This is a genomic window from Streptomyces sp. NPDC008163, from assembly GCF_042956885.1.
In the GTDB taxonomy this organism is placed as follows: Bacteria; Actinomycetota; Actinomycetes; order Streptomycetales; family Streptomycetaceae; genus Streptomyces; species Streptomyces drozdowiczii_A.
In genome coordinates this window covers 199,954-221,138 of sequence record NZ_JBIBHG010000001.1, presented here as the reverse complement: position 1 = coordinate 221,138, position 21,185 = coordinate 199,954, and the positions used below count along the sequence as shown (strand labels likewise).

At 71.3% G+C, this 21,185-nt stretch carries 22 protein-coding genes and 1 tRNA gene; 8 read left to right on the top strand and 15 right to left on the bottom strand.

The annotated features are described in order from the left end of the window. Positions 1-23: 23 nt before the first annotated feature. Positions 24-105, bottom strand: a tRNA-Tyr gene (locus ACFZAT_RS01075). Between the two features lie 191 nt (positions 106-296). Here ACFZAT_RS01075 and ACFZAT_RS01070 point away from each other — a divergent pair. The 3 genes from ACFZAT_RS01070 (at position 297) to ACFZAT_RS01060 (ending at position 2,114) form a co-directional block, all read left to right on the top strand. After that, positions 297-785, top strand: a complete 489-nt coding sequence (locus tag ACFZAT_RS01070; protein ID WP_018519335.1) for a YajQ family cyclic di-GMP-binding protein — start codon at positions 297-299, stop codon at positions 783-785. A 146-nt stretch (positions 786-931) separates the two neighbouring features. Next, a complete protein-coding gene (locus ACFZAT_RS01065; RefSeq protein WP_391258346.1) occupies positions 932-1,438 on the top strand; it encodes a methylated-DNA--[protein]-cysteine S-methyltransferase in 507 nt (168 codons plus the stop codon). A 13-nt stretch (positions 1,439-1,451) separates the two neighbouring features. After that, a complete protein-coding gene (locus tag ACFZAT_RS01060; RefSeq protein WP_391258344.1) occupies positions 1,452-2,114 on the top strand; it encodes an alpha-ketoglutarate-dependent dioxygenase AlkB in 663 nt (220 codons plus the stop codon). A gap of 2 nt (positions 2,115-2,116) precedes the next feature. Here the strand turns inward: ACFZAT_RS01060 and ACFZAT_RS01055 are convergent, their stop codons facing one another. The 14 genes from ACFZAT_RS01055 to ACFZAT_RS00990 all read right to left on the bottom strand — a co-directional run bounded on the left by ACFZAT_RS01055 (position 2,117) and on the right by ACFZAT_RS00990 (position 14,107). Then, positions 2,117-2,389, bottom strand: coding sequence for a GlsB/YeaQ/YmgE family stress response membrane protein (locus ACFZAT_RS01055; protein ID WP_391258341.1), 273 nt, complete (start codon positions 2,387-2,389; stop codon positions 2,117-2,119). A 90-nt stretch (positions 2,390-2,479) separates the two neighbouring features. After that, positions 2,480-2,872 carry a YccF domain-containing protein gene (locus tag ACFZAT_RS01050; RefSeq protein WP_391258338.1) on the bottom strand — a complete coding sequence of 131 codons (393 nt, stop codon included), beginning with the start codon at positions 2,870-2,872 and terminating at the stop codon, positions 2,480-2,482. Further along, complete coding sequence (htpX, locus tag ACFZAT_RS01045; RefSeq protein WP_391258335.1) at positions 2,869-3,732, bottom strand: zinc metalloprotease HtpX; 864 nt, start codon at positions 3,730-3,732, stop codon at positions 2,869-2,871. Before htpX ends, ACFZAT_RS01050 begins: the two co-directional genes overlap by 4 nt. 196 nt (positions 3,733-3,928) lie before the next feature. After that, the gene (locus ACFZAT_RS01040) at positions 3,929-4,393 is read right to left on the bottom strand and encodes an MscL family protein (RefSeq protein WP_391258332.1); all 465 of its coding nucleotides are present in this window, start codon (positions 4,391-4,393) and stop codon (positions 3,929-3,931) included. A 116-nt stretch (positions 4,394-4,509) separates the two neighbouring features. Continuing rightward, complete coding sequence (locus ACFZAT_RS01035; RefSeq protein ID WP_391258330.1) at positions 4,510-6,027, bottom strand: proton-conducting transporter membrane subunit; 1,518 nt, start codon at positions 6,025-6,027, stop codon at positions 4,510-4,512. Then, positions 6,024-7,574, bottom strand: coding sequence for an NADH-quinone oxidoreductase subunit M (locus ACFZAT_RS01030; RefSeq protein ID WP_391260146.1), 1,551 nt, complete (start codon positions 7,572-7,574; stop codon positions 6,024-6,026). The genes ACFZAT_RS01035 and ACFZAT_RS01030 overlap by 4 nt, the downstream gene beginning before the upstream one ends. A gap of 27 nt (positions 7,575-7,601) precedes the next feature. Further along, complete coding sequence (locus tag ACFZAT_RS01025) at positions 7,602-9,602, bottom strand: NADH-quinone oxidoreductase subunit L (protein ID WP_391258327.1); 2,001 nt, start codon at positions 9,600-9,602, stop codon at positions 7,602-7,604. Next, positions 9,599-10,030: an NADH-quinone oxidoreductase subunit NuoK gene (gene nuoK, locus ACFZAT_RS01020; protein WP_391258324.1), complete on the bottom strand. Its 432-nt coding sequence runs from the start codon at positions 10,028-10,030 to the stop codon at positions 9,599-9,601. The genes ACFZAT_RS01025 and nuoK overlap by 4 nt, the downstream gene beginning before the upstream one ends. After that, entirely contained in the window at positions 10,030-10,614 is a 585-nt protein-coding gene (locus ACFZAT_RS01015; protein ID WP_391258321.1) for an NADH-quinone oxidoreductase subunit J, read from the bottom strand. The genes nuoK and ACFZAT_RS01015 overlap by 1 nt, the downstream gene beginning before the upstream one ends. Then, entirely contained in the window at positions 10,611-11,255 is a 645-nt protein-coding gene (locus tag ACFZAT_RS01010) for a 4Fe-4S binding protein (RefSeq protein WP_391258319.1), read from the bottom strand. The genes ACFZAT_RS01015 and ACFZAT_RS01010 overlap by 4 nt, the downstream gene beginning before the upstream one ends. Further along, complete coding sequence (locus ACFZAT_RS01005) at positions 11,255-12,223, bottom strand: NADH-quinone oxidoreductase subunit H (protein ID WP_391258316.1); 969 nt, start codon at positions 12,221-12,223, stop codon at positions 11,255-11,257. Before ACFZAT_RS01005 ends, ACFZAT_RS01010 begins: the two co-directional genes overlap by 1 nt. Next, complete coding sequence (locus ACFZAT_RS01000) at positions 12,220-13,062, bottom strand: NADH-quinone oxidoreductase subunit C (RefSeq protein WP_391258314.1); 843 nt, start codon at positions 13,060-13,062, stop codon at positions 12,220-12,222. Before ACFZAT_RS01000 ends, ACFZAT_RS01005 begins: the two co-directional genes overlap by 4 nt. Beyond that, positions 13,059-13,694, bottom strand: coding sequence for an NADH-quinone oxidoreductase subunit NuoB (locus ACFZAT_RS00995; protein WP_391258311.1), 636 nt, complete (start codon positions 13,692-13,694; stop codon positions 13,059-13,061). The genes ACFZAT_RS01000 and ACFZAT_RS00995 overlap by 4 nt, the downstream gene beginning before the upstream one ends. Beyond that, positions 13,685-14,107 (bottom strand): NADH-quinone oxidoreductase subunit A, encoded by a 423-nt coding sequence (locus ACFZAT_RS00990; RefSeq protein WP_376455720.1) that lies wholly within the window; start codon positions 14,105-14,107, stop codon positions 13,685-13,687. Before ACFZAT_RS00990 ends, ACFZAT_RS00995 begins: the two co-directional genes overlap by 10 nt. A 211-nt stretch (positions 14,108-14,318) precedes the next feature. Between ACFZAT_RS00990 and ACFZAT_RS00985 the strand changes: the two genes are divergently transcribed. The 5 genes from ACFZAT_RS00985 (at position 14,319) to ACFZAT_RS00965 (ending at position 21,081) form a co-directional block, all read left to right on the top strand. After that, complete coding sequence (locus tag ACFZAT_RS00985) at positions 14,319-15,515, top strand: sensor domain-containing protein (protein WP_391258308.1); 1,197 nt, start codon at positions 14,319-14,321, stop codon at positions 15,513-15,515. Between the two features lie 160 nt (positions 15,516-15,675). After that, a complete protein-coding gene (locus tag ACFZAT_RS00980; RefSeq protein ID WP_391258306.1) occupies positions 15,676-17,031 on the top strand; it encodes a sensor domain-containing protein in 1,356 nt (451 codons plus the stop codon). A gap of 150 nt (positions 17,032-17,181) precedes the next feature. Then, entirely contained in the window at positions 17,182-17,841 is a 660-nt protein-coding gene (locus tag ACFZAT_RS00975) for a LuxR C-terminal-related transcriptional regulator (RefSeq protein WP_391260145.1), read from the top strand. A 242-nt stretch (positions 17,842-18,083) separates the two neighbouring features. Further along, complete coding sequence (locus ACFZAT_RS00970; protein ID WP_391258304.1) at positions 18,084-20,030, top strand: 2-oxoacid:acceptor oxidoreductase subunit alpha; 1,947 nt, start codon at positions 18,084-18,086, stop codon at positions 20,028-20,030. Next, positions 20,023-21,081: a thiamine pyrophosphate-dependent enzyme gene (locus tag ACFZAT_RS00965; RefSeq protein WP_391258302.1), complete on the top strand. Its 1,059-nt coding sequence runs from the start codon at positions 20,023-20,025 to the stop codon at positions 21,079-21,081. Before ACFZAT_RS00970 ends, ACFZAT_RS00965 begins: the two co-directional genes overlap by 8 nt. The last annotated feature ends 104 nt before the right edge of the window (positions 21,082-21,185 follow it).

The window sequence follows — 21,185 nt, the reverse complement described above, 5'->3', positions numbered from 1 at the left end:
TCGAGGAACGGGGGCCTTGCTTGTGGCGGCGCCAGGGTTCGAACCTGGGTAGGCTGAGCCGGCAGATTTACAGTCTGCTCCCTTTGGCCACTCGGGCACACCGCCAAGGGATGCCGCCGTCGAGTCCCGGTTTCCCGCGGTGCTCTCTGGCAACGACGTAAACAATACCTGATGACCGAGGGTGCTACGCCACCGGTTTGTTCGGAGGCCCGTGCGGTCTCGGGTGGCTAGGCTTTACGCGGCCGCTGCGCCAGGTACGCACTTTCCAGCACCCCCGATCCAAGGAGCCACACGTCATGGCCGACTCCAGTTTCGACATCGTCTCGAAGGTCGAGCGGCAGGAGGTCGACAACGCCCTCAACCAGGCCGCCAAGGAGATCTCCACCCGTTACGACTTCAAGGGCACGGACGCGTCGATCGCGTGGTCCGGCGAGAAGATCCTGATGCAGGCGAACGGCGAGGAGCGGGTCAAGGCCATCCTCGACATCTTCCAGTCCAAGCTGATCAAGCGCGGGATCTCGCTGAAGTCGCTGGACGCCGGTGAGCCGCAGCTGTCCGGCAAGGAGTACAAGCTGTTCGCCTCGATCCAGGAGGGCATCTCCCAGGAGAACGCCAAGAAGGTCGCGAAGATCATCCGCGACGAGGGCCCCAAGGGCGTCAAGGCCCAGGTCCAGGGCGAGGAGCTGCGGGTCACCTCGAAGAGCCGGGACGACCTGCAGGCCGTGCAGGCCCTGCTGAAGGCCCAGGACTTCGACTTCGACGTGCAGTTCGCGAACTACCGCTAGAGCGGGGTGGTCCGGGTGCGGAAGGTTCCGTTCCGTGCCCGGACTGCATGTCCGAATACCGCCGGTTCCGGCGGTTCGGGCGCAGCAGACTGGTCCGTGGCGGCCGGCGTTCCGGCCCGTCGTACGGACGAGGAGAGGGACCGGTCATGACCATGTACGCGACGGTCGACAGCCCGCTGGGTGAGCTGCTGCTGGTCGGGGAAGAGGCCCCGGGAGCGGCGGGCATCGCGCTCGTCTCGCTCTCCGTGCCCGGTCAGAAGGGCGGCACCGTCGTCCAGGACGGCTGGGTGTGCGCGCCGGAGGCGTTCGCGGGGGTCGCCGCCCAGTTGCGGGAGTACTTCGAGGGGCGCAGGACGCGCTTCGACCTGGTGTACGCGCAGGGGCGGGGCACCGAGTTCCAGCGGCGGGTCTGGGACGCGCTGGACGCCGTCCCGTACGGCGAGACGGTCTCGTACGGGCAGATCGCCGCGCGCGTCGGCGCGAGCGGGGCCGGAGTGCGGGCCGTGGGCACGGCGATCGGGCGCAATCCGCTGCTCGTCGTGCGGCCGTGTCACCGGGTGATCGGTGCGGACGGCGCGCTGCGCGGGTACGCGGGCGGGCTGGAGCGCAAGGAACGGCTGCTGGGGCTCGAAGGGGCCCTGGCGGGGCGTTGACGGGCGGCCGCTGATGGACGGGCTCTTCCCCAGGTCGCGCGCGGTCATCGCGCCGGGGGCCGTGCATGTGCCCGACTGGCTGTCGCCCGAGCGCCAGCGGGAGCTGGTGGTGGCGTGCCGGCAGTGGGCGCGGGGGCCCGTCCCGCTGCGGCACACGGCGTTGCCGGGCGGCGGGGTCATGTCGGTGCGGACGGTGTGCCTCGGGTGGCACTGGCAGCCGTACCGCTATGCGCGTACCGCCGACGATGTGAACGGCGCCCAGGTTGCCCCGTTCCCCGGCTGGCTCGCGGAGTTGGGGCGGGCGGCGGTGGCGGAGGCGTACGGGCCGGGCGGCGGTCCGGAGGCGTACGCGCCGGATGCCGCGCTGGTCAACTTCTACGACGGAACGGCCCGGATGGGCATGCACCGGGACAACGAGGAGCGGTCGGAGGCGCCCGTCGTGTCGCTCAGCATCGGGGACACGTGTGTCTTCCGGTTCGGCAACACGGAGAGCCGGGGCAGGCCGTGGACGGACGTGGAGCTGGCGTCCGGGGATCTGTTCGTGTTCGGCGGGCCGTCGCGCCGGGCGTATCACGGTGTGCCGGCGGTCCGGCCCGGCACCGCCCCTCCCGGTACGGGGATGAGCGGCGGCCGGCTCAATGTGACGTTGCGTGAAACAGGGTTGGGGCCTGTCTGACGTCAGCGTCGTTCGCGGGAGTTGCCGAAGAGCAGGCGGTAGGCGATCAGCAGGACCAGGGAGCCGCCGATGGCCGCGACCCAGGTCGCCGGGTCGAAGAAGTCCTTGGTGATCTCGCGGTCCAGGAAGCGCGACGATATCCAGCCACCGAGGAACGCGCCGACGATTCCTATGAGCGTGGTGCCGATCAGGCCACCGGGGTCGCGCCCCGGCAGCAGGATCTTGGCGATGACGCCCGCGACGAGCCCGAGAATGATCCAGCCGATAATGGTCATGCGTGCGAACCTACCCGTCCCTCTGTCCTGGAATCCAAGACGCCCGGGACGGGCGGGCGGTTGCGTGCGGCGGTCTGCGGGCCGGGGGGCTTACCAGCCGGCGAACTGCTCGTCGGTGTCGACGATCTCCTTGCCGAACGGCATCAAGGACACCGGGATCAGCTTGAAGTTGGCGATGCCCAGGGGGATTCCGATGATCGTGAGGCACAGCGCGATGCCCGTGGTGATGTGACCGAGCGCCAGCCACCAGCCGGCGAGGACCAGCCACAGCACGTTGCCCACGCAGGACGCTCCACCGGCGTCCCGGCGGTCGACCACCCGGTGCCCGAAGGGCCACAGGGCGTAGACGCCGATCCGGAAGGCGGCCAGGCCGAAGGGGATGCCGATGATCGTGATGCAGAGCAGGACTCCCGCGAGCAGATAGCCGAGGAACATCCAGAATCCGCAGAGGACCAGCCAAATGACGTTCAGAATGGTTTTCACGGGCGAGGGCCTGCCATCTGCTCGAGTCGGGCGATGCGCTCCGCCATCGGCGGGTGGGTCGAGAACATCTTGGACATCCCCTGCCCCGCGCGGAAGGGGTTGGCGATCATCATGTGGCTCGCGGTCTCGATCTTCGGCTCCGGGGGCAGCGGGAGTTGCTGCGTCCCTGCCTCCAGCTTGCGCAGGGCACTGGCGAGGGCCAGCGGGTCGCCGGTGAGCCGGGCGCCCGAGGCGTCCGCCTCGTACTCCCGGGAGCGGCTGACGGCCAGCTGGATGACGGACGCGGCGAGCGGGCCCAGGATCATGATCAGCAGCATGCCGAGGAGGCCCGGGCCCTCGTCGTCGTTGGACCGGCCGACCGGTATCAGCCAGGCGAAGTTGACCAGGAACATCACGACGGAGGCGAGCGCTCCGGCGACCGACGAGATGAGGATGTCCCGGTTGTAGACGTGGCTCAGCTCGTGGCCGAGGACGCCCCGCAGCTCGCGCTCGTCCAGGAGGCTCAGGATGCCCTCGGTGCAGCAGACCGCGGCGTTGCGCGGATTGCGGCCGGTCGCGAAGGCGTTGGGGGCCTGGGTCGGGGAGATGTAGAGCCGGGGCATGGGCTGGCGCGCCGACGTGGAGAGCTCGCGGACCATGCGGTAGAGCTGGGGCGCCTCGAATTCGCTCACGGGGCGGGCGCGCATGGCCCGCAGCGCCAGCTTGTCGCTGTTCCAGTACGCGTACGCGTTGGTGCCGATCGCCACCAGGAGGGCGACGAGCAGCCCCGTACGGCCGAAGAAGCTGCCGATGACGATGATGAGTGCGGACAGGCCCCCGAGGAGTACGGCGGTTCTCAGCCCGTTGTGCCGGCGGTGCACGGTACGCCCTCCAAATCGTGCAGCAGGGGAGCCCTTGGCGGGTGGGGCCCCACCGCTCAGTGGAGCCTCCCTTACCGGTCAACGCCAGGCGGCGGGAGCGAGTTCCCTGCTGCGGACGGCCCGACGGCCCAGGCCGGCCCCGCTGTACGCGTGGGGTCCGGGCTCTGGGCCGTCCGGGTGGAGGTGCGGGGTGCGCTCAGCGCTGGGCGGGGAGCTTGGCGAGCTCCAGGGCCTCGGGGTCGGGCTCGACCTCGCTGGTGCAGTGGGCGCAGCGGGAGGCGATGGCCGGGATCGCGGTGTAGCAGCGGGGGCAGTCGCGCAGGGCGGCCTTGATGTCGACGGGCTCGTCGGCCTTCTTGGCGGTGAAGCGGTCCTGGACCTTGGCCATCGGCATGACGACGCAGAAGTAGAGGACCGCGGCGGTGATGACGAAGGCGATCGCGGCGCTGAGGAACAGGCCGTACGGGAAGTCCACGCCGTCGACGTCGAAGTGCGCCTTGCTGAAGTCGCCGGTGCCGCGGGTGAAGACGCCGATGAGCGGCACGATGAAGGCGTTGCTGAACCCGGTGACGACCGCGGTGAACGCGGCTCCGACGGCGAGACCGACCGCCATGGAGATGACGTTCCCGCGCAGGATGAAGTCCTTGAACCCGCTCAGCACTGCTCTGGCTCCTTGTGGTGAGGTGAACGTCGTACGCGTTCCAAGGCACCGACCTTGCCCTGTGCGGGCGGCCGGGGGCAAACCGATCTTGTCACCTTTCGAACAGGCGAACGAGATCAGAAGAGATTGACGGAAGCGAAGCGCAGGACGGTCTGCGGGGCGCCCGACAGGACGACTCCGGCGGCCGCGGTGAGGACGATCGCCGCGGTCAGGGGCGCCGGAACACGGTGCCGTAGGGCGGGCGCGGACTCTTCCCCGTCCACGGGCGCGCGGAACAGGGCGGCCGTCCACTGCAGGTAGTAATAGAGGGCGACGACGACGTTGACGGCCATCACGACGGCGAGCCAGCCCAGGCCCGCGTCGACGGCGGCGGAGAACACCGTGACCTTGGCGAAGAGCCCGATGATGCCCGGCGGCAGCCCGGCCAGGCAGAGCAGGAAGAACGCCAGCGCGAGGGCGGCCAGGGGCCGGGTGGCGTACAGGCCCCGGTAGTCGTCCAGCCGGTTGCCGGGGCGGGTACGGGCGACCAGGGCGGCCACCGCGAACGCGCCGAGGTTCACGACGGCGTACATCAGGGCGTACGCGACGGTGGAGCCGATCCTGCGCTCCCCCGCGTACGCGGCGGCGGCGATCGGGACGAGCAGGTACCCGGCCTGGGCGACGGAGGACCAGGCGAGCAGGCGTACGGCGCTGCGCGCGCGGGAAGCGCTCTGGCGCAGCGCGGCGACGTTGCCGACCGTCATCGTGAGCGCGGCCAGGACCGCGAGGGCGGGGCCCCACACGTCCGCGTAGGCCGGGAAGGCGATCACGGTGACGAGGATGAGGCCGGTGAAGCCGACCGCCTTGCCGACGACCGAGAGGTAGGCGGCGATGGGCAGCGGGGCGCCGACATAGGTGTCGGGCACCCAGAAGTGGAAGGGCGCGGCGGCCGTCTTGAAGGCGAAGCCGACCAGGGTCAGCGCGACGCCCGCCCCGGCGAGGGTGGAGAACCGGGGGTCGACGTGGCCGAGCCGGCCGGTCAGGTCCGTGAGGTGGAGCGTGCCGGTGGCCGCGTACACGAAGCTGACGCCGAGGAGCATCACGGCGGTGGCGGTCACGGAGGACAGGAAGAACTTCAGCGCGGCCTCGGAGGAGCGCCGGTCGCCGCGCTTGATGCCGACGAGGGCGAACGCGGGCAGCGAGGCCACTTCGAGGGCGATGACCAACGTGGCGAGGTCCCGGGACGCGGGCAGCAGCGCGGCGCCGGCCGCGGACGAGAGCAGCAGGAACCAGAACTCGCCGGCCGGCAGCTTGCGGGTGTCGCCGATCGAGAGCAGCGCGGTGAGCAGCGCGCCGCCGAGCACGAGGGCCTGGATGACCAGCGTGAAGTGGTCGGCGGTGTAGCTGCACGCGTGGCTGCCGGTGGTGAGGCAGAAGGTGGAGCGGTCGCCTTCGTGGAGCGGGATGATCAGGGCGAGCGAGGCGACGAGCCCGGCGACGGCCCCGTAGCCGAGGAGTGGTTTGCGGGCCTCGGCGACGAAGAGGTCGGCGACCAGGACGACGAGGGCGACGGCCGCGGCGGTGAGCGGGGGCGCGATGGCGAGCCAGTCGACGGACTGGACGAGGCTGGTGGCGCTCTCGGCCGCTGTGGTCACGACTTGCCTCCTGCGAGGAGCTTCTGCACGGCCGGGTCGGTGAGGCCGAGGAGGACGGCGGGCCACAGGCCGGCGAGGACGGTGAGGGCCGCGAGGGGGGTCCAGGCGGCGAATTCGTAGCGCTGGACGTCGGCGATCAGCTGCGGTTCGTCGCGCTGGGCGCCCATGCAGACGCGGCGGACCACGATCAGCAGGTACGCGGCGGTGAGCAGGGTGCCGAACGCGGCGATCGACATGAACGTCAGGAACGCGGGCCGGCTCAGCCCCTCGGCCGGGTCGAACGCGCCGAACAGGGCGAGCATCTCGCCCCAGAACCCGGCGAGTCCCGGCAGCCCGAGCGAGGCGACCGCGGCGAAGGCGAGGAGGCCGCCGAGGCGGGGCGCGCGGCCGTAGAGGGCGGCGCCGGTGGCCCCGGCGAGGGTGTCCAGGTCGGCGGTGCCGTAACGGTCCTTGACGGCGCCGACCAGGAAGAACAGCAGGCCGGTGATGAGCCCGTGGGCGATGTTGGCGAAGAGCGCGCCGTTGACGCCGGTGGGGGTCATGCTCGCGATGCCGAGGAGCACGAAGCCCATGTGCCCGACGGAGGAGTACGCGATGAGCCGCTTCAGGTCGCCCTTGGCGCCGGGCCGGGCGAGGGCCAGGCAGGCGAGCGATCCGTAGACGATCCCGGCGACGGCGAAGGCCGCGAGGTACGGGGCGAAGGTGTGCATCCCGTCGGGGGCGACCGGGAGCAGGATGCGGACGAAGCCGTACGTGCCCATCTTCAGCAGGACGCCCGCGAGGAGCACGGAGCCGACGGTCGGGGCGGCGGTGTGGGCGTCGGGCAGCCAGCTGTGCAGCGGCCACATCGGGGTCTTCACGGCCAGCCCGATCCCGATCGCCAGAACGGCGGTGACCTGCACGGACGAGGTGAGCCCGCGGCCGTTGTCAGTGGCGAGTGCCACCATGTCGAAGGTGCCGCTCTTCAGTCCGATGAGGAGCAGGCCCAGCAGCATGACGACCGAGCCGAGCAGTGTGTAGAGGATGAATTTCCAGGCGGCCGCCTGCCTCCCCGCACCGCCCCATCGGGCGATCAGGAAGTACATCGGGATGAGCACCATCTCGAACGCCAGGAAGAACAGGAGCAGGTCGAGGACGGCGAAGGTGGCGAGGGTGCCGGACTCCAGGAGGAGGACCAGCGCGACGAACGCCTTCGGGGAGGGGCCTTCGGGCAGCTTGAAGTAGCTGTAGAGCGCGCAGAGGAAGGTCAGCAGCGCGGTCAGGACGAGCAGGGGGAGCGAGATGCCGTCGATGCCGAGGTGGATGCGTACGTCCAGCGCCGGGATCCAGCTGATGTCGGTGGTGGCCTGCATCTTCGACGGGTGGTCGTGGTCGAAGCCGGCGGCCAGCACCAGGGTCGCCAGGAGGATGACCCCGGTGACGGTCACGCCGTGGCGGAGCACGGCCTGGTCGGGGCTGCGGCCCTTCAGCCCGGGCGGGGCGGGGAAGAGGGCGGCGACGGCCCCGATGAGCGGGCCGACGACGACGAACGCCAGAAGGAACTGCATCACGGATGCGCTGATATCGATCACGGCTCAGGACCCCGCGTTGACGTTGGCGTAGACGACGGCGGCGACCGCCAGGACCAGGGAACCGGCCAGCAGTGCGCTGAGGTAGGTCTGCACATTGCCGGTCTGGGCGCGGCGGACCGCCGTGCCGAGCCAGCGTGCGCCGGTGGCGGAGCCGCGTACGTAGGTCTCGACGACCTCGCGGTCCAGGAAGCGGACGAGGCGTGCCGCGGCCTGGACGGGGCGGACGAACAGCGCCGCGTACAGGGCGTCGAGGTGGAAGCCGGTGGCCGCGTGGCGGTGGAGGGGGCCGAGCAGCAGGCGTCCGGGGTCGGCGGGGTCGGGGGCGTCCCCGGCCGGGCCGTAGGCGGCGGTGCGGGCCTCGATGGCCTCGATCTCCACGAGGGCCGGTTCGGCGTCCGGGTGGGCGACGACCGAGCCCATGGGGACACGGGCGGCGAGCGCGGTGGTGTGGCGCCAGGCCCCGTAGGTGACCAGGCCGCCGACGAGGCCGACGCCGGTGGACAGGACGGCGGTGGTCAGCGAGGGGACGAGGCGGTGGCCGTCGAACCAGTCGCCGATGACGCCGACGCTCAGCCCGAGGGCGATGGTCGGGACGGCCAGGACCCACAGGACGGCGGTCATGGCGGCGGGCTGCCTGCCGTGGTCGGGGGCCTCGGCGCCCCGGCCCCGGAAGGCGAGGAGCCAGAGCCGGGTGGCGTAGGCGGCGGTGAGCACGGCGGCCAGCAGCCCGGCGACGAGGACCGTCCAGCCGGCGGCGGCCGGGGCGACGTGCCGGTCGCCGAGCGCGGTGTGCTCGGCGGCGACGAGGACGGCTTCCTTGGAGAAGAAGCCGGCGAACGGGGGGATGGCGGCGAGCGCGAGCAGCGCGATGGTCATCGTCCAGTAGGCGTCCGGGATGCGGCGGGCGAGGCCGCTCATCCGGGACATGGCGGCCAGTGAGTTGGTGCCGGCGGCGTGGATGACGACGCCGGCCGCGAGGAAGAGGACCGCCTTGAAGGCACCGTGCGAGACGAGGTGGAAGACGGCGGCCCCCCGGTCGCCGACGGCCAGGGCGCCCGACATGTAGCCGAGCTGCCCGATGGTCGAGTAGGCGAGGACGCGCTTGATGTCGTCCTGGGCGAGCGCGGCGAGCCCGGACCCGATCATCGTGACGGCCGCCATCACGGCGAGGACGACCAGGGCCGCGCCGGAGGACGCGAAGACGGGGAGGAGGCGGGCGACGAAGTAGATGCCGGCGGCGACCATCGTCGCCGCGTGGATCAGCGCCGAGACGGGGGTCGGGCCGGCCATGGCGTCGGGCAGCCAGGTGTGCAGGGGGAACTGCGCGGACTTGCCCGCGACCCCGGCCAGGAGGAGGAGCGCGATGAGGGTGGGGTGATCGAGGCCGCCGTGGGCGACGGCGCCCAGGATGCGGGTGATGCGGAAGGAGCCGGTGTCGGCGGCGAGCGCGAACAGGCCGATGAGGAAGGGGACGTCGCCCAGCTTGGTGACCAGGAACGCCTTCAGGGACGCGGCGCGCGCCTCGGGCGTCTCCCAGTAGTGGCCGACCAGGAAGTACGAGCAGATGCCCATGACCTCCCAGCCGACCAGCAGCACCATCAGGTCGCCGGAGTAGACGACGAGCAGCATCGCGGAGGTGAAGAGGGAGACCAGCGCCGCGTACGAGGGGTAGCGGGGGTCGTCGCGGAGATACGCGGTCGAGTAGATCTGCACGCAGCTCGCGACCAGGGCGACGAGCACGGCGACCAGGACGGCGAAGCCGTCGAGGTGCAGCGCGAGGTCGATGGGGACGGAGCCGGTGGGGGTGAGCTGGGTCGCCGCGTCGATGGCCCGGCCGCCGCCCTGCCGCGCGGCGACCACGGCCGCGAGGACGAGCGAGACCAGCGAGGGCAGTACGGCGACCGGGCGCACGTACGCGGGTGCGGTGCGGCCGATGAGCAGACCGGCGGCCGCGCCCAGGAACGGGAGGAGGGGGACGAGGACGGCGAGGGTCGTGGTGGTCACGGGGTGGCCTCCGCCTTCTTTGCCTTCCCTGCCGCAGCAGTGGCCTGGTCTTCGGGGGCGGGTACGGCGTCCGCCGGGGCGTCGTCCTCGTCGTCGCCGGCCGGGACGGTCTCGGCCTCGTCGGTCTCGGCGGTGTCGCGGAGGCGGTCGACGTCGGAGCTGCCTCGGTTGCGGTAGACGGCGAGGACGATCGCCAGGCCGATGCCGATCTCCGCCGCCGCGATGGCGATGGTGAACAGGGTGAGGGCCTGGCCGGAGTGCAGGCGGTCGCGGAGCCAGACGTCGAACGCGACCAGGTTGAGGTTGACGGCGTTGAGCATCAGCTCGACGGACATCAGGACGAGGATCGCGTTGCGGCGGGCGAGGACTCCGTACAGCCCGGTGCAGAAGAGGAGGGCGGCGAGCACCGCGGGATAGGCGAGGTGCATCAGCGCTTGTCCTCTCGGGTCGGGGTGGCGTCGGCCCGGCCGCCCTTGCGGGAGAGGACGATCGCGCCGACCAGGGCGGCGAGCAGGAGGACCGAGAGCGCTTCGAAGGGCAGCACCCAGTTGCGGAAGAGGAAGGCGCCGGTGACCTCGGTGGAGCCCCGGGCGGGCCCGTCCAGTTCGATCCACGTCGTGCGGAAGGCGTCCACGACGACCCAGACGAGGGTGCCGGCCGAGGCGACGGCGACCGCGAGGGCGGGCCACCGGTTTTCCGAGTCGGCGTCCGGGGAGCGCCCGATCGGGGCCCTGGTGAGCATCAGGCCGAACAGGAGGAGGACGACGACGGAGCCCACGTAGATCAGTACCTGCACCCAGGCGATGAACTCCGCGGTGAGCAGGAGGTACTCGACGGCGAGGCCGCCGAGCGCCACGATCAGCCAGAGGGCGGCGTGCACCAGCTGACGGGTCGTGACGGTCACCACCGCCGCGCCGAGGGTGACGATACCGACGAGGGCGAAGACGATCTCCACGCCGGTCGGGGAGAGGAATCCGGGAGCCGCCGGAGCGGCCGCGAGAGCGGTGATCATGCGTCGCCCCCCTGCGTCGGGCCGTCCTGCGCCGGGCCGCCCTGCCCCGGGCCGCCCTGCCCCGGGCCGCCCTGCGCCGGGCCGTTCTGCGCCTGCTGGGCGGCCGCTTCCGCCTCCTGCTGGGCGCGGAGCTTGTCCGCCGTCTTGCGGGCCGCGGCGAGTTCCTTCGCTTCCTCGGCGCTCGGGTCGAGTGCGGGCGGTTCCGGGACCGTCCACATCCAGTCGCGCAACTTGTCGCGCTCATGGGTGAGGTCGAGGATGTCCGTCTCCGCGTACTCGAACTCCGGCGACCAGAACAGCGCGTCGAACGGGCACACCTCGATGCAGATGCCGCAGTACATGCAGAGCGAGAAGTCGATCGCGAAGCGGTCGAGCACGTTGCGGCTGCGTTCGCGGCCGCCCGGGGCCGCGGCGGGCACCGTCTCCTTGTGGGAGTCGATGTAGATGCACCAGTCGGGACACTCGCGGGCGCACAGCATGCAGACCGTGCAGTTCTCCTCGAACAGCGCGATGACGCCGCGCGAACGGGGCGGCAGCTCGGGCTGCACGTCCGGGTACTGGGCGGTGACGGTCTTCTTCGTCATCGTCCGCAGGGTGACGGCGAGGCCCTTGGCGAGACCTGAGCCGGGGATCGGGGGCACTAGTTGATCGCCACCTTCACGATGCCGGTGAGCGCGATCTGCGCGAGGGCGAGGGGGATGAGGGTCGTCCAGGCGAGCTTCTGCAGCTGGTCCTCGCGCAGGCGCGGGTAGCTCACGCGCAGCCAGATCACGATGAACGCGAGGATGCCGGTCTTCAGCAGGGTCCACACCCAGCCGAGTCCGTCGGCGCCCAGCGGGCCGTGCCAGCCGCCGAGGAACAGCACGGTGGTCAGCCCGCACAGCACGACGATGCCGGCGTACTCGGCGAGCAGGAACAGCGCGAAGCGGAGGCCGGTGTACTCGGTGTACGCGCCGAAGATGATCTCCGAGTCGGCGACCGGCATGTCGAACGGGGGGCGCTGGAGTTCGGCGAGACCGGCCACGAAGAAGACCAGGGCGCCGGTGATCTGCCAGGGCAGCCACCACCACGCGAACGCGTCCAGGATGCCGGGCAGCGAGACCGTCCCCGCCGCCATCGCCACCGAGGCGGCGGCGAGCAGCATCGGCAGCTCGTACGCGAGGAGTTGCGCGGCGGTGCGGAGGCCGCCGAGCAGGGAGAACTTGTTGGCCGACGCCCAGCCGGCCATCAGCGAGCCCAGCACACCCACGCCCATCACGGCGAGCACGAAGAAGATGCCCGCGTCGACGACCTGGCCGACCGCGCCCTCGCCCGGGCCGATCGGGATCGCGACGAGGACGAGCAGGTACGGGAGGAGGGCCACGGCCGGCGCCAGGCGGAAGACCTTGCGGTCGGCGCCGGCGGGGACGATGTCCTCCTTCTGCGCGAACTTCACGCCGTCGGCGACGAGCTGGGCCCAGCCGTGGAAGCCGCCGGCGTACATGGGGCCGAGGCGGCCCTGCATGTGGGCCATGACCTTGTGTTCGGTCTGGCCCACGAGGAGGGGGAGGACCATGAAGACGGCGAAGACGATGACGATGCGGAGGGCGACGTCCAGGGCGTCGTTCACTCTTGCTCGCCTCCGTTGTCGGGGGTGGGGGTGTCGGGGGCCCGATCGCCTCGGGCGTCGTCGGGGGCGGGGGTGTCGGTGCGGTTCTCACCCGGCGTGCGCCACGGTGCGTCCGTCGCGGGAGGCGACCCCGCCTCCCGCTGGCTCGCCGAGCCCTGGGACGCGCTGCGGGTGCGGCGCGGGCGGGGTTCCGCCGGAGCCGTCGGGGTCGCGTCGCCCGCGGTGCGGGCGCGCCGCGCCGGGCGTGCCGGGGCCGGCGGCAGCTGGCCCTTCAGGGGGCCCCACTCGTTCGGGTCCGGGACGCCGGGCGGGAGCATCGTGCGGCGCTTCGGCCCGCCGTGGTCCGACTCGCCCGGTTCCTTCGCGCCCGGCCACGCCTTCGCGACGCGGGCGGCCAGGACGAAGTCCTTACGGAGGGGGTGGCCCTCGAAGTTCTCGGGGAGGAGGAGCGGCACCAGGTGCGGGTGGTCCTCGAAGACGACGCCGAACATCTCGTGCGTCTCGCGCTCGTGCCAGGCGGCCCCCGCGTACACACCGATCGCCGTCGGCAGCGCCGGGGCCTCGTGCGGCACCGTCGTGCGGAGGAGGAGGCGGCGGACCCCGGAGCCGGGCAGGGCCACCACATGGGCGCACACCCGGAAGCCGGTGCCCGGTTCGTCCACCGCGCTCAGCCAGTCGAAGTACGTGCAGCCGAGGGTGGACCGGGCCGTTTCCAGGGCGCTGATCCACGCGGCGGGCGGGACGTCGACCGTCAGCAGGTCGTACGCCCGTTCCGCCGTGGCGTCCTCGCCGAAGACGTCCGTCACCGCGTCCGGGAGGCGGTCGAAGGCGTCGGTCACTTGTCCTCCCCCGCGGCCGGAGGCGGCGTCACCAGGCCGCTGCGCAGCGCCGCCGTCGACGGACGGGCGCCCGCCGCATCCGCGTAACGCTCCCCCAGCGACTCGCGCGCGATCTTCTCCTGGAGCTTCAGGATGCCCTGGAGCAGCGCCTCGGGGCGGGGCGGGCAGCCGGGGACGTAGACGTCGACGGGGATGATCTGGTCGACGCCCTTCGTGACGGAGTACGAGTCCCAGTACGGGCCGCCGCAGTTGGAGCAGGCGCCGAAGGAGATGACGTACTTGGGCTCGGGCATCTGCTCGTACAGGCGCTTGACCGCCGGGGCCATCTTGTCCGTCACCGTGCCGGAGACGATCATCAGGTCGGCCTGGCGCGGGCCCGGCGCGAAGGGGATGACGCCGAGCCGGATGAAGTCGTGGCGCGCCATGGAGGCAGCGATGAATTCGATGGCGCAGCAGGCGAGTCCGAAGTTGAAGACCCAGAGGCTGTAGCGGCGGCCCCAGTTGAGGACCACCTTCATCGGTTCGGGCGCGAGCCTGGACAGGACGCCCAGGCGCTTCGGTTCCGGGAGGAACGTGGGTACGGCGGCGGGTTCGTCCCCCGCCCCGGCCGACGACGGGCTCGTCACGTCCATTCGAGGACGCCCTTCTTCCATGCGTAGAGCAGTCCCACGGCCAGGAAACCGAGGAAGATGAACATTTCCACCAGCGTGGTCGCGCCGTAGCCCGGCGCCGCGAAGACCGTCGCCCAGGGGAAGAGGAAGATCGAGTCGACGGCGAAGATCACGTACAGGAAGGCGTACACGTAGTAGCGGACCTGGGTGTGTGCCCAGCCCTCCCCCACGGGGTCCACGCCGCATTCGTACGTGAGCAGCTTCTCCGGCGTCGGGACCACCGGCCGCAGCAGCCGGCCCGCGCCGAAGGCGACGGCGACGAACAGGACGCCCACCAGGGCGAGGAGTCCGACCACCGAGTAGCTGTGGAAGTAGTCCGACGACGCGAGCACCGTCCGCGCCGGTGTCGATGCCGCACCGGGAAGACCCGTCACGTCCGCCCCTCGCTCCCTAGCCCCGTCCGAAGCCCCGTCCACGATCTGTACGCACGGGAGTCTAGGCCCTGTAAAGGACGGGTAAGCAGTTGCGTCGGGCAACGAACGGGGAACGAGGGCGGTACGGGTGGGGCACGGGTGGGGATATCCCTACTTCACCTCACCCACGAGCCCCATGGCATCCGCCTCGCGCGCCCGGCAGGCTTGGCGTATGACCACGAGCCCCCAGGCACCCTCACACGAGGGGCCGCCCCCTGTCCGCTTCGTCTTCGGCCGGTGGACGTGGAAGGAGGTCGCGCACCTTCTTTCCAACCTGCCGATGGCGATCGTCGGATTTGTTTACACCGTGTTGATGATCGCGGTCGGCGTGGGCCTCGCGGTCACCGTCGTCGGTCTGCCGCTGCTGGCCGCCGGGCTCCAGGGATCCCGGCTGATCGGGCGCGCCGAACGCGCCCGCGCCCGCAAGCTGCTGGGGGTCGTGGTCGACGAGCCGAGCCCGCCGGCCCTGGGCCGCGAGGGCGACGGGTTCTTCGCGTGGCTGTGGGGCGGCCTGCGCGACCCGGTCGCCTGGCGGGCGGCCCTCTACTCGTTCATACGGCTGCCGTGGGGCATCCTCACCTTCGCCGTGACGCTCGTCTGTCTCATCCTGTGGCCGGCGCTCCCCTATGCGGCCCGGCTGATGGGCAACGCGGACCGGGCCATGGTGCGCGGGCTGCTCTCGCCCTCCGACGACCTGGAACGCCGCATCGCGGAGCTGGAGTCGGACCGGGGCGTGGTGGTCGACACGGCCGCCGCCGACCTCCGCCGCATCGAGCGGGACCTCCACGACGGGGCGCAGGCCCGCCTCGTCGCCCTCGCCATGGGCCTCGGCCTCGCGAAGGAGAAGCTGACCGACGACCCGGAGGCCGCCGCGCGCATGGTGGACGAGGCGCACGGCGAGGTGAAGATCGCCCTCCAGGAACTGCGCGACCTCGCCCGCGGCATCCACCCCGCCGTCCTCACCGACCGCGGCCTCGACGCCGCGCTCTCCGCCATCGCCTCGCGCTGCACCGTGCCGGTCACCGTGCGGGTGGATCTTCCGGGACGCCCGGCGCAGGCCATCGAGGGCATCGCGTACTTCACGGTCTCCGAACTCCTCCAGAACGTCAGCAAGCACAGCGGGGCGCGTGCCGCGTCCGTCGACGTCTGGCGCTCGGGCGACCGGCTGCTGATCCAGGTCGGCGACGACGGGCGGGGCGGGGCCTCGATGGACGGCGGTACGGGCATGGCGGGGCTCGCCGAGCGGCTGGACGCCGTGGACGGGGTCTTCGTACTCGAATCGCCCGCCGGCGGCCCGACGACCGTCACGGCGGAGCTGCCGTGGCGCGACCGGGGCGCGGAGAAAAGCGCACAGCGCGTCAAGGGGTAGGGAAAACCCCCGGTCCGAGACGGCGACCGTCCTCATGGTGCGGCGGCCCGCCGCCCAGCACCCTTGAAGTACAGAACGCACGCACCTTCGCAGCCCCTCGCTCGCACCTTCGCAGCCCCTCACGCACCTTCGCGCACGCGGAAGAAACGGACGGAACCCCATGGCCACGGCATACGGACCGGACACACTGGACCCTCGGCGGTCGGGGCGCGGCCTCGGGGACCGTCCCGCCCGGCGGCATGTCCTGCCGGCCGCGCTGCGGGCGCCGCTGGAGGGCAGGACCTGGCGCGAGTTCCTCTATCTGATGCTGAGCCTGCCGATCAGCGTCGTGCTCTTCTCCTTCGCGATCACCATGGTCTCGCTGGGTGCCGGGCTCCTCGTCACCTTCCTCGGCATTCCGGTGCTGGCGGCGGGCCTGGCCATGTGCCGGGGCTTCGGGATGCTGGAGCGGACCCGGGCGCGGGCGCTGCTGCGGGCGGACGTGGCCGATCCGGCTCCGGCGCGCGGCCGCAAGGGCGGGCTGATGTCCTGGGTCGGCGCGGTCCTGAAGAGCGGGGTGTCCTGGCGCCACCTGCTGTACGCGCTGCTGCACTTCCCGTGGGCGGTCTTCGCGTTCTGCGTCGCGCTGACCTTCCAGGCATGGGGCTGGGCGGCGCTCACCTACCCGCTGTGGCACTGGTTCGTGCCCTCGCACACGGGCGTCTCGGGCATCCAGCTGTACGGGGACACCCAGCACGAGGTCTACCTCGACTCGGGCGTCGACCTCGCGCTGACCGCGGGGCTGGGCCTGGGCGTCGTCCTCGTCACCCCCTGGGTGATCCGGGGCCTGGCGACCGTCGACCGGCTGATGGTGGCGGGCCTGCTGAGCCCGTCCCGGCTGGCGGAGCGCGTCACGGAGCTGGAGTCCGACCGGGGTGTCGTCGTGGACACGGCCGCCGCCGACCTCCGCCGCATCGAGCGGGACCTCCACGACGGGGCGCAGGCCCGCCTCGTCGCCCTCGCCATGGACCTGGGCCTCGCGAAGGAGAAGCTGACCGACGACCCGGAGGCCGCCGCGCAGATGGTGGACGAGGCGCACGGCGAGGTGAAGGTCGCCCTCCAGGAACTGCGCGACCTCGCCCGCGGCATCCACCCCGCCGTCCTCACCGACCGCGGCCTCGACGCGGCGCTCTCCGCCGTCGCCTCGCGCTGCACCGTGCCGGTCACCGTGGAGGTGGACCTCCCGTACCGGCCCGCGCAGGCCATCGAGGGCATCGCGTACTTCACGGTCTCCGAACTCCTCCAGAACGTCAGCAAGCACTCCGGGGCCACCCGCGCCTCGGTCGACGTGTGGCGCACGGAGGACCGCCTCCTGCTCCAGGTGACCGACAACGGACGCGGCGGCGCCGACCCGGCGTCGGGCAGCGGGCTCGCCGGTCTCACCGAGCGGCTGGACGCCGTCGACGGGGTCCTGGTGGTCGACTCGCCGGTGGGCGGCCCGACGAAGATCACGGCGGAGCTGCCCTGGCGCGGCTGACCGCGGATCCACGGCACGGCACGGCACCACTTCAGGTCAACCCCGCGAACGCTCGCGACGTCACTGCCGTTACTGGGATGCTGGACGGCGTACGGACCGTGCCGGCGAGCGAGCAGCAGTGGGGGAAACAGCGTCGTGGTGGAGGACAGGGTGCGCGTGGTCATCGCCGAGGATTCGGTACTGCTCCGGGAGGGGCTGACCCGGTTGCTGACCGATCTCGGGCATGACGTCGTGGCGGGTGTCGGGGACGCGGAGGCGCTGATCAAGACGATCGGCGACCTCGACGGGGAGGGCGCGCTGCCCGACGTCGTCGTCGCGGACGTGCGGATGCCGCCGACCCACACCGACGAGGGCGTCCGGGCGGCGGTGCGGCTGCGCCGGGACTACCCGGGGATCGGGGTGCTGGTCCTCTCGCAGTACGTGGAGGAGCAGTACGCCACCGAGCTGCTGGCCGGGTCCAGCCGGGGCGTCGGTTATCTGCTGAAGGACCGGGTCGCCGAGGTCCGGGAGTTCGTGGACGCGGTGGTCCGGGTGGCCCAGGGCGGGACCGCGCTGGACCCGGAGGTGGTGGCGCAGTTGCTGGGCCGCAGCCGGAAGCAGGACGTGCTGGCCGGGCTGACGCCGCGTGAGCGCGAGGTGCTGGGCCTGATGGCGGAGGGGCGTACGAACTCCGCGGTGGCCAAGCAGCTGGTGGTGAGCGACGGAGCGGTCGAGAAGCACGTCAGCAACATCTTCCAGAAGCTGGGCCTGGCCCCGAGCGAGGGCGACCACCGCCGGGTGCTCGCCGTGCTGACGTATCTGAACTCCTGACGCGTCCGAACTCCTGACACGGCCCCACCGCCCCGGGCGCGGGTCCGACGGGGAGCCGGGCGGCTGGTGGATCATGACGGAGCAGCGCCGGGAAACGTCTCAGCATCCAGAATCACAGTGTCTCAAAATGCCGTCCATCATGTGATCTGCCCGAGGAAGGCGACCCTTACGGACGTAGGGTGAGCGGGGGACCTCCGGCGGGCCGGACGGTTCCGAGCCGCCGTCCGAGGGAGGTCCAGTACGTGACCAGCCAGGTCAGTAGCACAGCCGAGCAGGCCGACGAGGCGCTCGTAGGGGGGCAGCGCGCCCCCCAGTCCGCAGCCGCGGGAAGCGGTGAGAAGGAAGTCCGCCGTCTGGACCGGGTGATCATCCGCTTCGCGGGTGACTCGGGTGACGGGATGCAGCTGACGGGTGACCGGTTCACCTCGGAGACGGCGTCCTTCGGGAACGACCTCTCCACGCTGCCGAACTTTCCCGCCGAGATCCGCGCCCCCGCAGGCACCCTGCCGGGGGTCTCGTCGTTCCAGCTGCACTTCGCCGACCACGACATCCTGACCCCGGGCGACGCACCGAACGTGCTGGTCGCGATGAACCCGGCGGCACTGAAGGCGAACATCGCCGATGTACCGCGCGGGGCCGAGATCATCGTGAACACCGATGAGTTCACGAAGCGGCCGATGGCGAAGGTGGGGTACGAGACCAACCCGCTGGAGGACGGCTCGCTGGAGGCGTACAACGTCCATCCGGTGCCGCTGACCACGCTCACGATCGAGGCGCTGAAGGAGTTCGGGCTCTCCCGCAAGGAGGCCGAGCGCTCGAAGAACATGTTCGCGCTCGGGCTGCTGTCCTGGATGTACCACCGGCCGACCGAGGGGACCGAGGCGTTCCTGCGGGCGAAGTTCGCGAAGAAGCCGCAGATCGCCGAGGCGAACGTGGCGGCCTTCCGGGCGGGGTGGAACTTCGGTGAGACGACGGAGGACTTCGCCGTCAGCTACGAGGTCGCGCCGGCCTCGCAGGCGTTCCCCACCGGCACCTACCGCAACATCTCGGGGAATCTCGCCCTGTCGTACGGGCTGATCGCCGCGGGCCGCCAGGCCGACCTGCCGGTCTACCTCGGCTCGTACCCGATCACGCCGGCCTCGGACATCCTGCACGAGCTGAGCAAGCACAAGAACTTCGGCGTGCGCACCTTCCAGGCCGAGGACGAGATCGCGGGCATCGGTGCCGCGCTGGGCGCCGCCTTCGGCGGTTCGCTCGCCGTGACGACGACGTCGGGGCCGGGTGTGGCGCTGAAGTCGGAGACCATCGGGCTCGCCGTCTCGCTCGAACTGCCGCTGCTCATCGTGGACATCCAGCGCGGCGGGCCTTCGACGGGGCTGCCCACCAAGACCGAGCAGGCCGACCTGCTCCAGGCGATGTACGGGCGCAACGGCGAGGCCCCGGTCCCCATCGTCGCCCCCCGCACCCCCGCCGACTGCTTCGACGCGGCGCTGGACGCGGCCCGGATCGCCCTGACCTACCGCACCCCGGTCTTCCTGCTCTCCGACGGCTACCTCGCCAACGGCTCCGAGCCCTGGCGCGTCCCGGAGCTCGACCAGCTGCCCGATCTGCGCGTCCAGTTCGCGGGCGGCCCGAACCACGAACTGGCCGACGGCACCGAGGTGTTCTGGCCCTACAAACGCGACCCGCAGACGCTGGCGCGCCCGTGGGCGGTCCCGGGCACGCCCGGTCTCGAACACCGCATCGGCGGCATCGAGAAGCAGGACGGCACCGGCAACATCTCGTACGACCCCGCCAACCACGACTTCATGGTCCGCACCCGCCAGGCCAAGGTGGACGGCATCGAGGTCCCGGACCTGGAGGTCGACGACCCCGCAGAGGCCAAGACCCTCGTGCTGGGCTGGGGTTCGACGTACGGGCCGATCACGGCGGCGGTGCGGCGGCTGCGCGCTTCGGGGCGGACCATCGCCCAGGCCCATCTGCGCCACATCAACCCCTTCCCCAGGAATCTGGGCGAGGTGCTGAAGCGTTACGACAAGGTGGTCGTCCCCGAGATGAACCTCGGCCAGCTGGCCATGCTCATCCGCGCCAAGTACCTGGTGGACGCACACAGTTACAACCAGGTCAACGGCATGCCGTTCAAGGCCGAGCAGCTCGCCACCGCTCTTGAGGAGGCCATCGATGCCTGAGACGAACGAACTGCTGCAGCTCGTGCCGAAGGCCGAGACCAGGCAGTCCATGAAGGACTTCAAGTCCGACCAGGAAGTGCGCTGGTGCCCCGGCTGCGGCGACTACGCCGTCCTCGCCGCCGTGCAGGGCTTCATGCCCGATCTCGGTCTGGCGAAGGAGAACATCGTCTTCATCTCCGGCATCGGCTGCTCGTCCCGCTTCCCGTACTACATGAACACGTACGGGATGCACTCCATCCACGGCCGCGCCCCGTCCATCGCGACCGGCCTGGCCACCTCGCGGCGCGACCTGTCGGTCTGGGTCGTCACGGGCGACGGCGACGCGCTCTCCATCGGCGGCAACCACCTCATCCACGCGCTGCGCCGCAACGTCAACCTCAAGATCCTGCTCTTCAACAACCGGATCTACGGACTGACCAAGGGCCAGTACTCGCCCACCTCCGAGCTGGGCAAGATCACCAAGTCGACCCCCATGGGATCGCTCGACGCGCCGTTCAACCCGGTCTCGTTGGCGATCGGCGCGGAGGCGTCATTCGTGGCCCGCACCGTCGACTCCGACCGCAAGCACCTCACCGGCGTGCTGCGCGCCGCCGCCGACCACCCGGGCACGGCGCTGGTGGAGATCTACCAGAACTGCAACATCTTCAACGACGGCGCCTTCGAGGTCCTCAAGGACAAGGACCAGGCCCAGGAGGCGGTGATCCGCCTGGAGCACGGGCAGCCGATCGTCTTCGGCGCGGACGGTGCGAAGGGCGTCGTACGGGACTCGCTGACCGGCGACCTCAAGGTCGTCGCCGTCACCGAGGACAACAAGTCGCAGATCCTCGTCCACGACGCGCACGCCCCGAGCCCCACGACAGCCTTCGCGCTGTCCCGGCTCGCCGACGCGGACACCCTGCACCACACGCCGATCGGCGTCCTGCGCAGCGTGGAGCGCCCGGTCTACGACACGACGATGGCGGAACAGCTCGACACCGCCGTGGATCGGCACGGCAAGGGCGACCTGGCCGCACTGCTCGCCGGCAACGACACCTGGACGGTCGTCGGCTGAGATCTCCGCCCGTCACGCGAGAGCGCGCCGGACCTGCCCATGAGGGGCGGGTCCGGCGCGCTTTTACATGCGCTGACCAGCGCACTTTCCTTTAGTTAGCGCAT

Excerpts from the sequence above, each read along its gene's own strand:
- ACFZAT_RS01015 (WP_391258321.1), bottom strand. The coding sequence starts at position 10,614 with ATGATCACCGCTCTCGCGGCCGCTCCGGCGGCTCCCGGATTCCTCTCC.
- ACFZAT_RS01070 (WP_018519335.1), top strand. The coding sequence starts at position 297 with ATGGCCGACTCCAGTTTCGACATCGTCTCGAAGGTCGAGCGGCAGGAG.
- ACFZAT_RS00980 (WP_391258306.1), top strand. The coding sequence starts at position 15,676 with ATGGCCACGGCATACGGACCGGACACACTGGACCCTCGGCGGTCGGGG.
- nuoK (WP_391258324.1), bottom strand. The coding sequence starts at position 10,030 with ATGCACCTCGCCTATCCCGCGGTGCTCGCCGCCCTCCTCTTCTGCACC.
- ACFZAT_RS00965 (WP_391258302.1), top strand. The coding sequence starts at position 20,023 with ATGCCTGAGACGAACGAACTGCTGCAGCTCGTGCCGAAGGCCGAGACC.
- ACFZAT_RS00995 (WP_391258311.1), bottom strand. The coding sequence starts at position 13,694 with ATGGACGTGACGAGCCCGTCGTCGGCCGGGGCGGGGGACGAACCCGCC.
- ACFZAT_RS01055 (WP_391258341.1), bottom strand. The coding sequence starts at position 2,389 with ATGACCATTATCGGCTGGATCATTCTCGGGCTCGTCGCGGGCGTCATC.
- ACFZAT_RS01065 (WP_391258346.1), top strand. The coding sequence starts at position 932 with ATGACCATGTACGCGACGGTCGACAGCCCGCTGGGTGAGCTGCTGCTG.
- ACFZAT_RS01030 (WP_391260146.1), bottom strand. The coding sequence starts at position 7,574 with ATGCAGTTCCTTCTGGCGTTCGTCGTCGTCGGCCCGCTCATCGGGGCC.
- ACFZAT_RS00985 (WP_391258308.1), top strand. The coding sequence starts at position 14,319 with ATGACCACGAGCCCCCAGGCACCCTCACACGAGGGGCCGCCCCCTGTC.
- ACFZAT_RS01060 (WP_391258344.1), top strand. The coding sequence starts at position 1,452 with ATGGACGGGCTCTTCCCCAGGTCGCGCGCGGTCATCGCGCCGGGGGCC.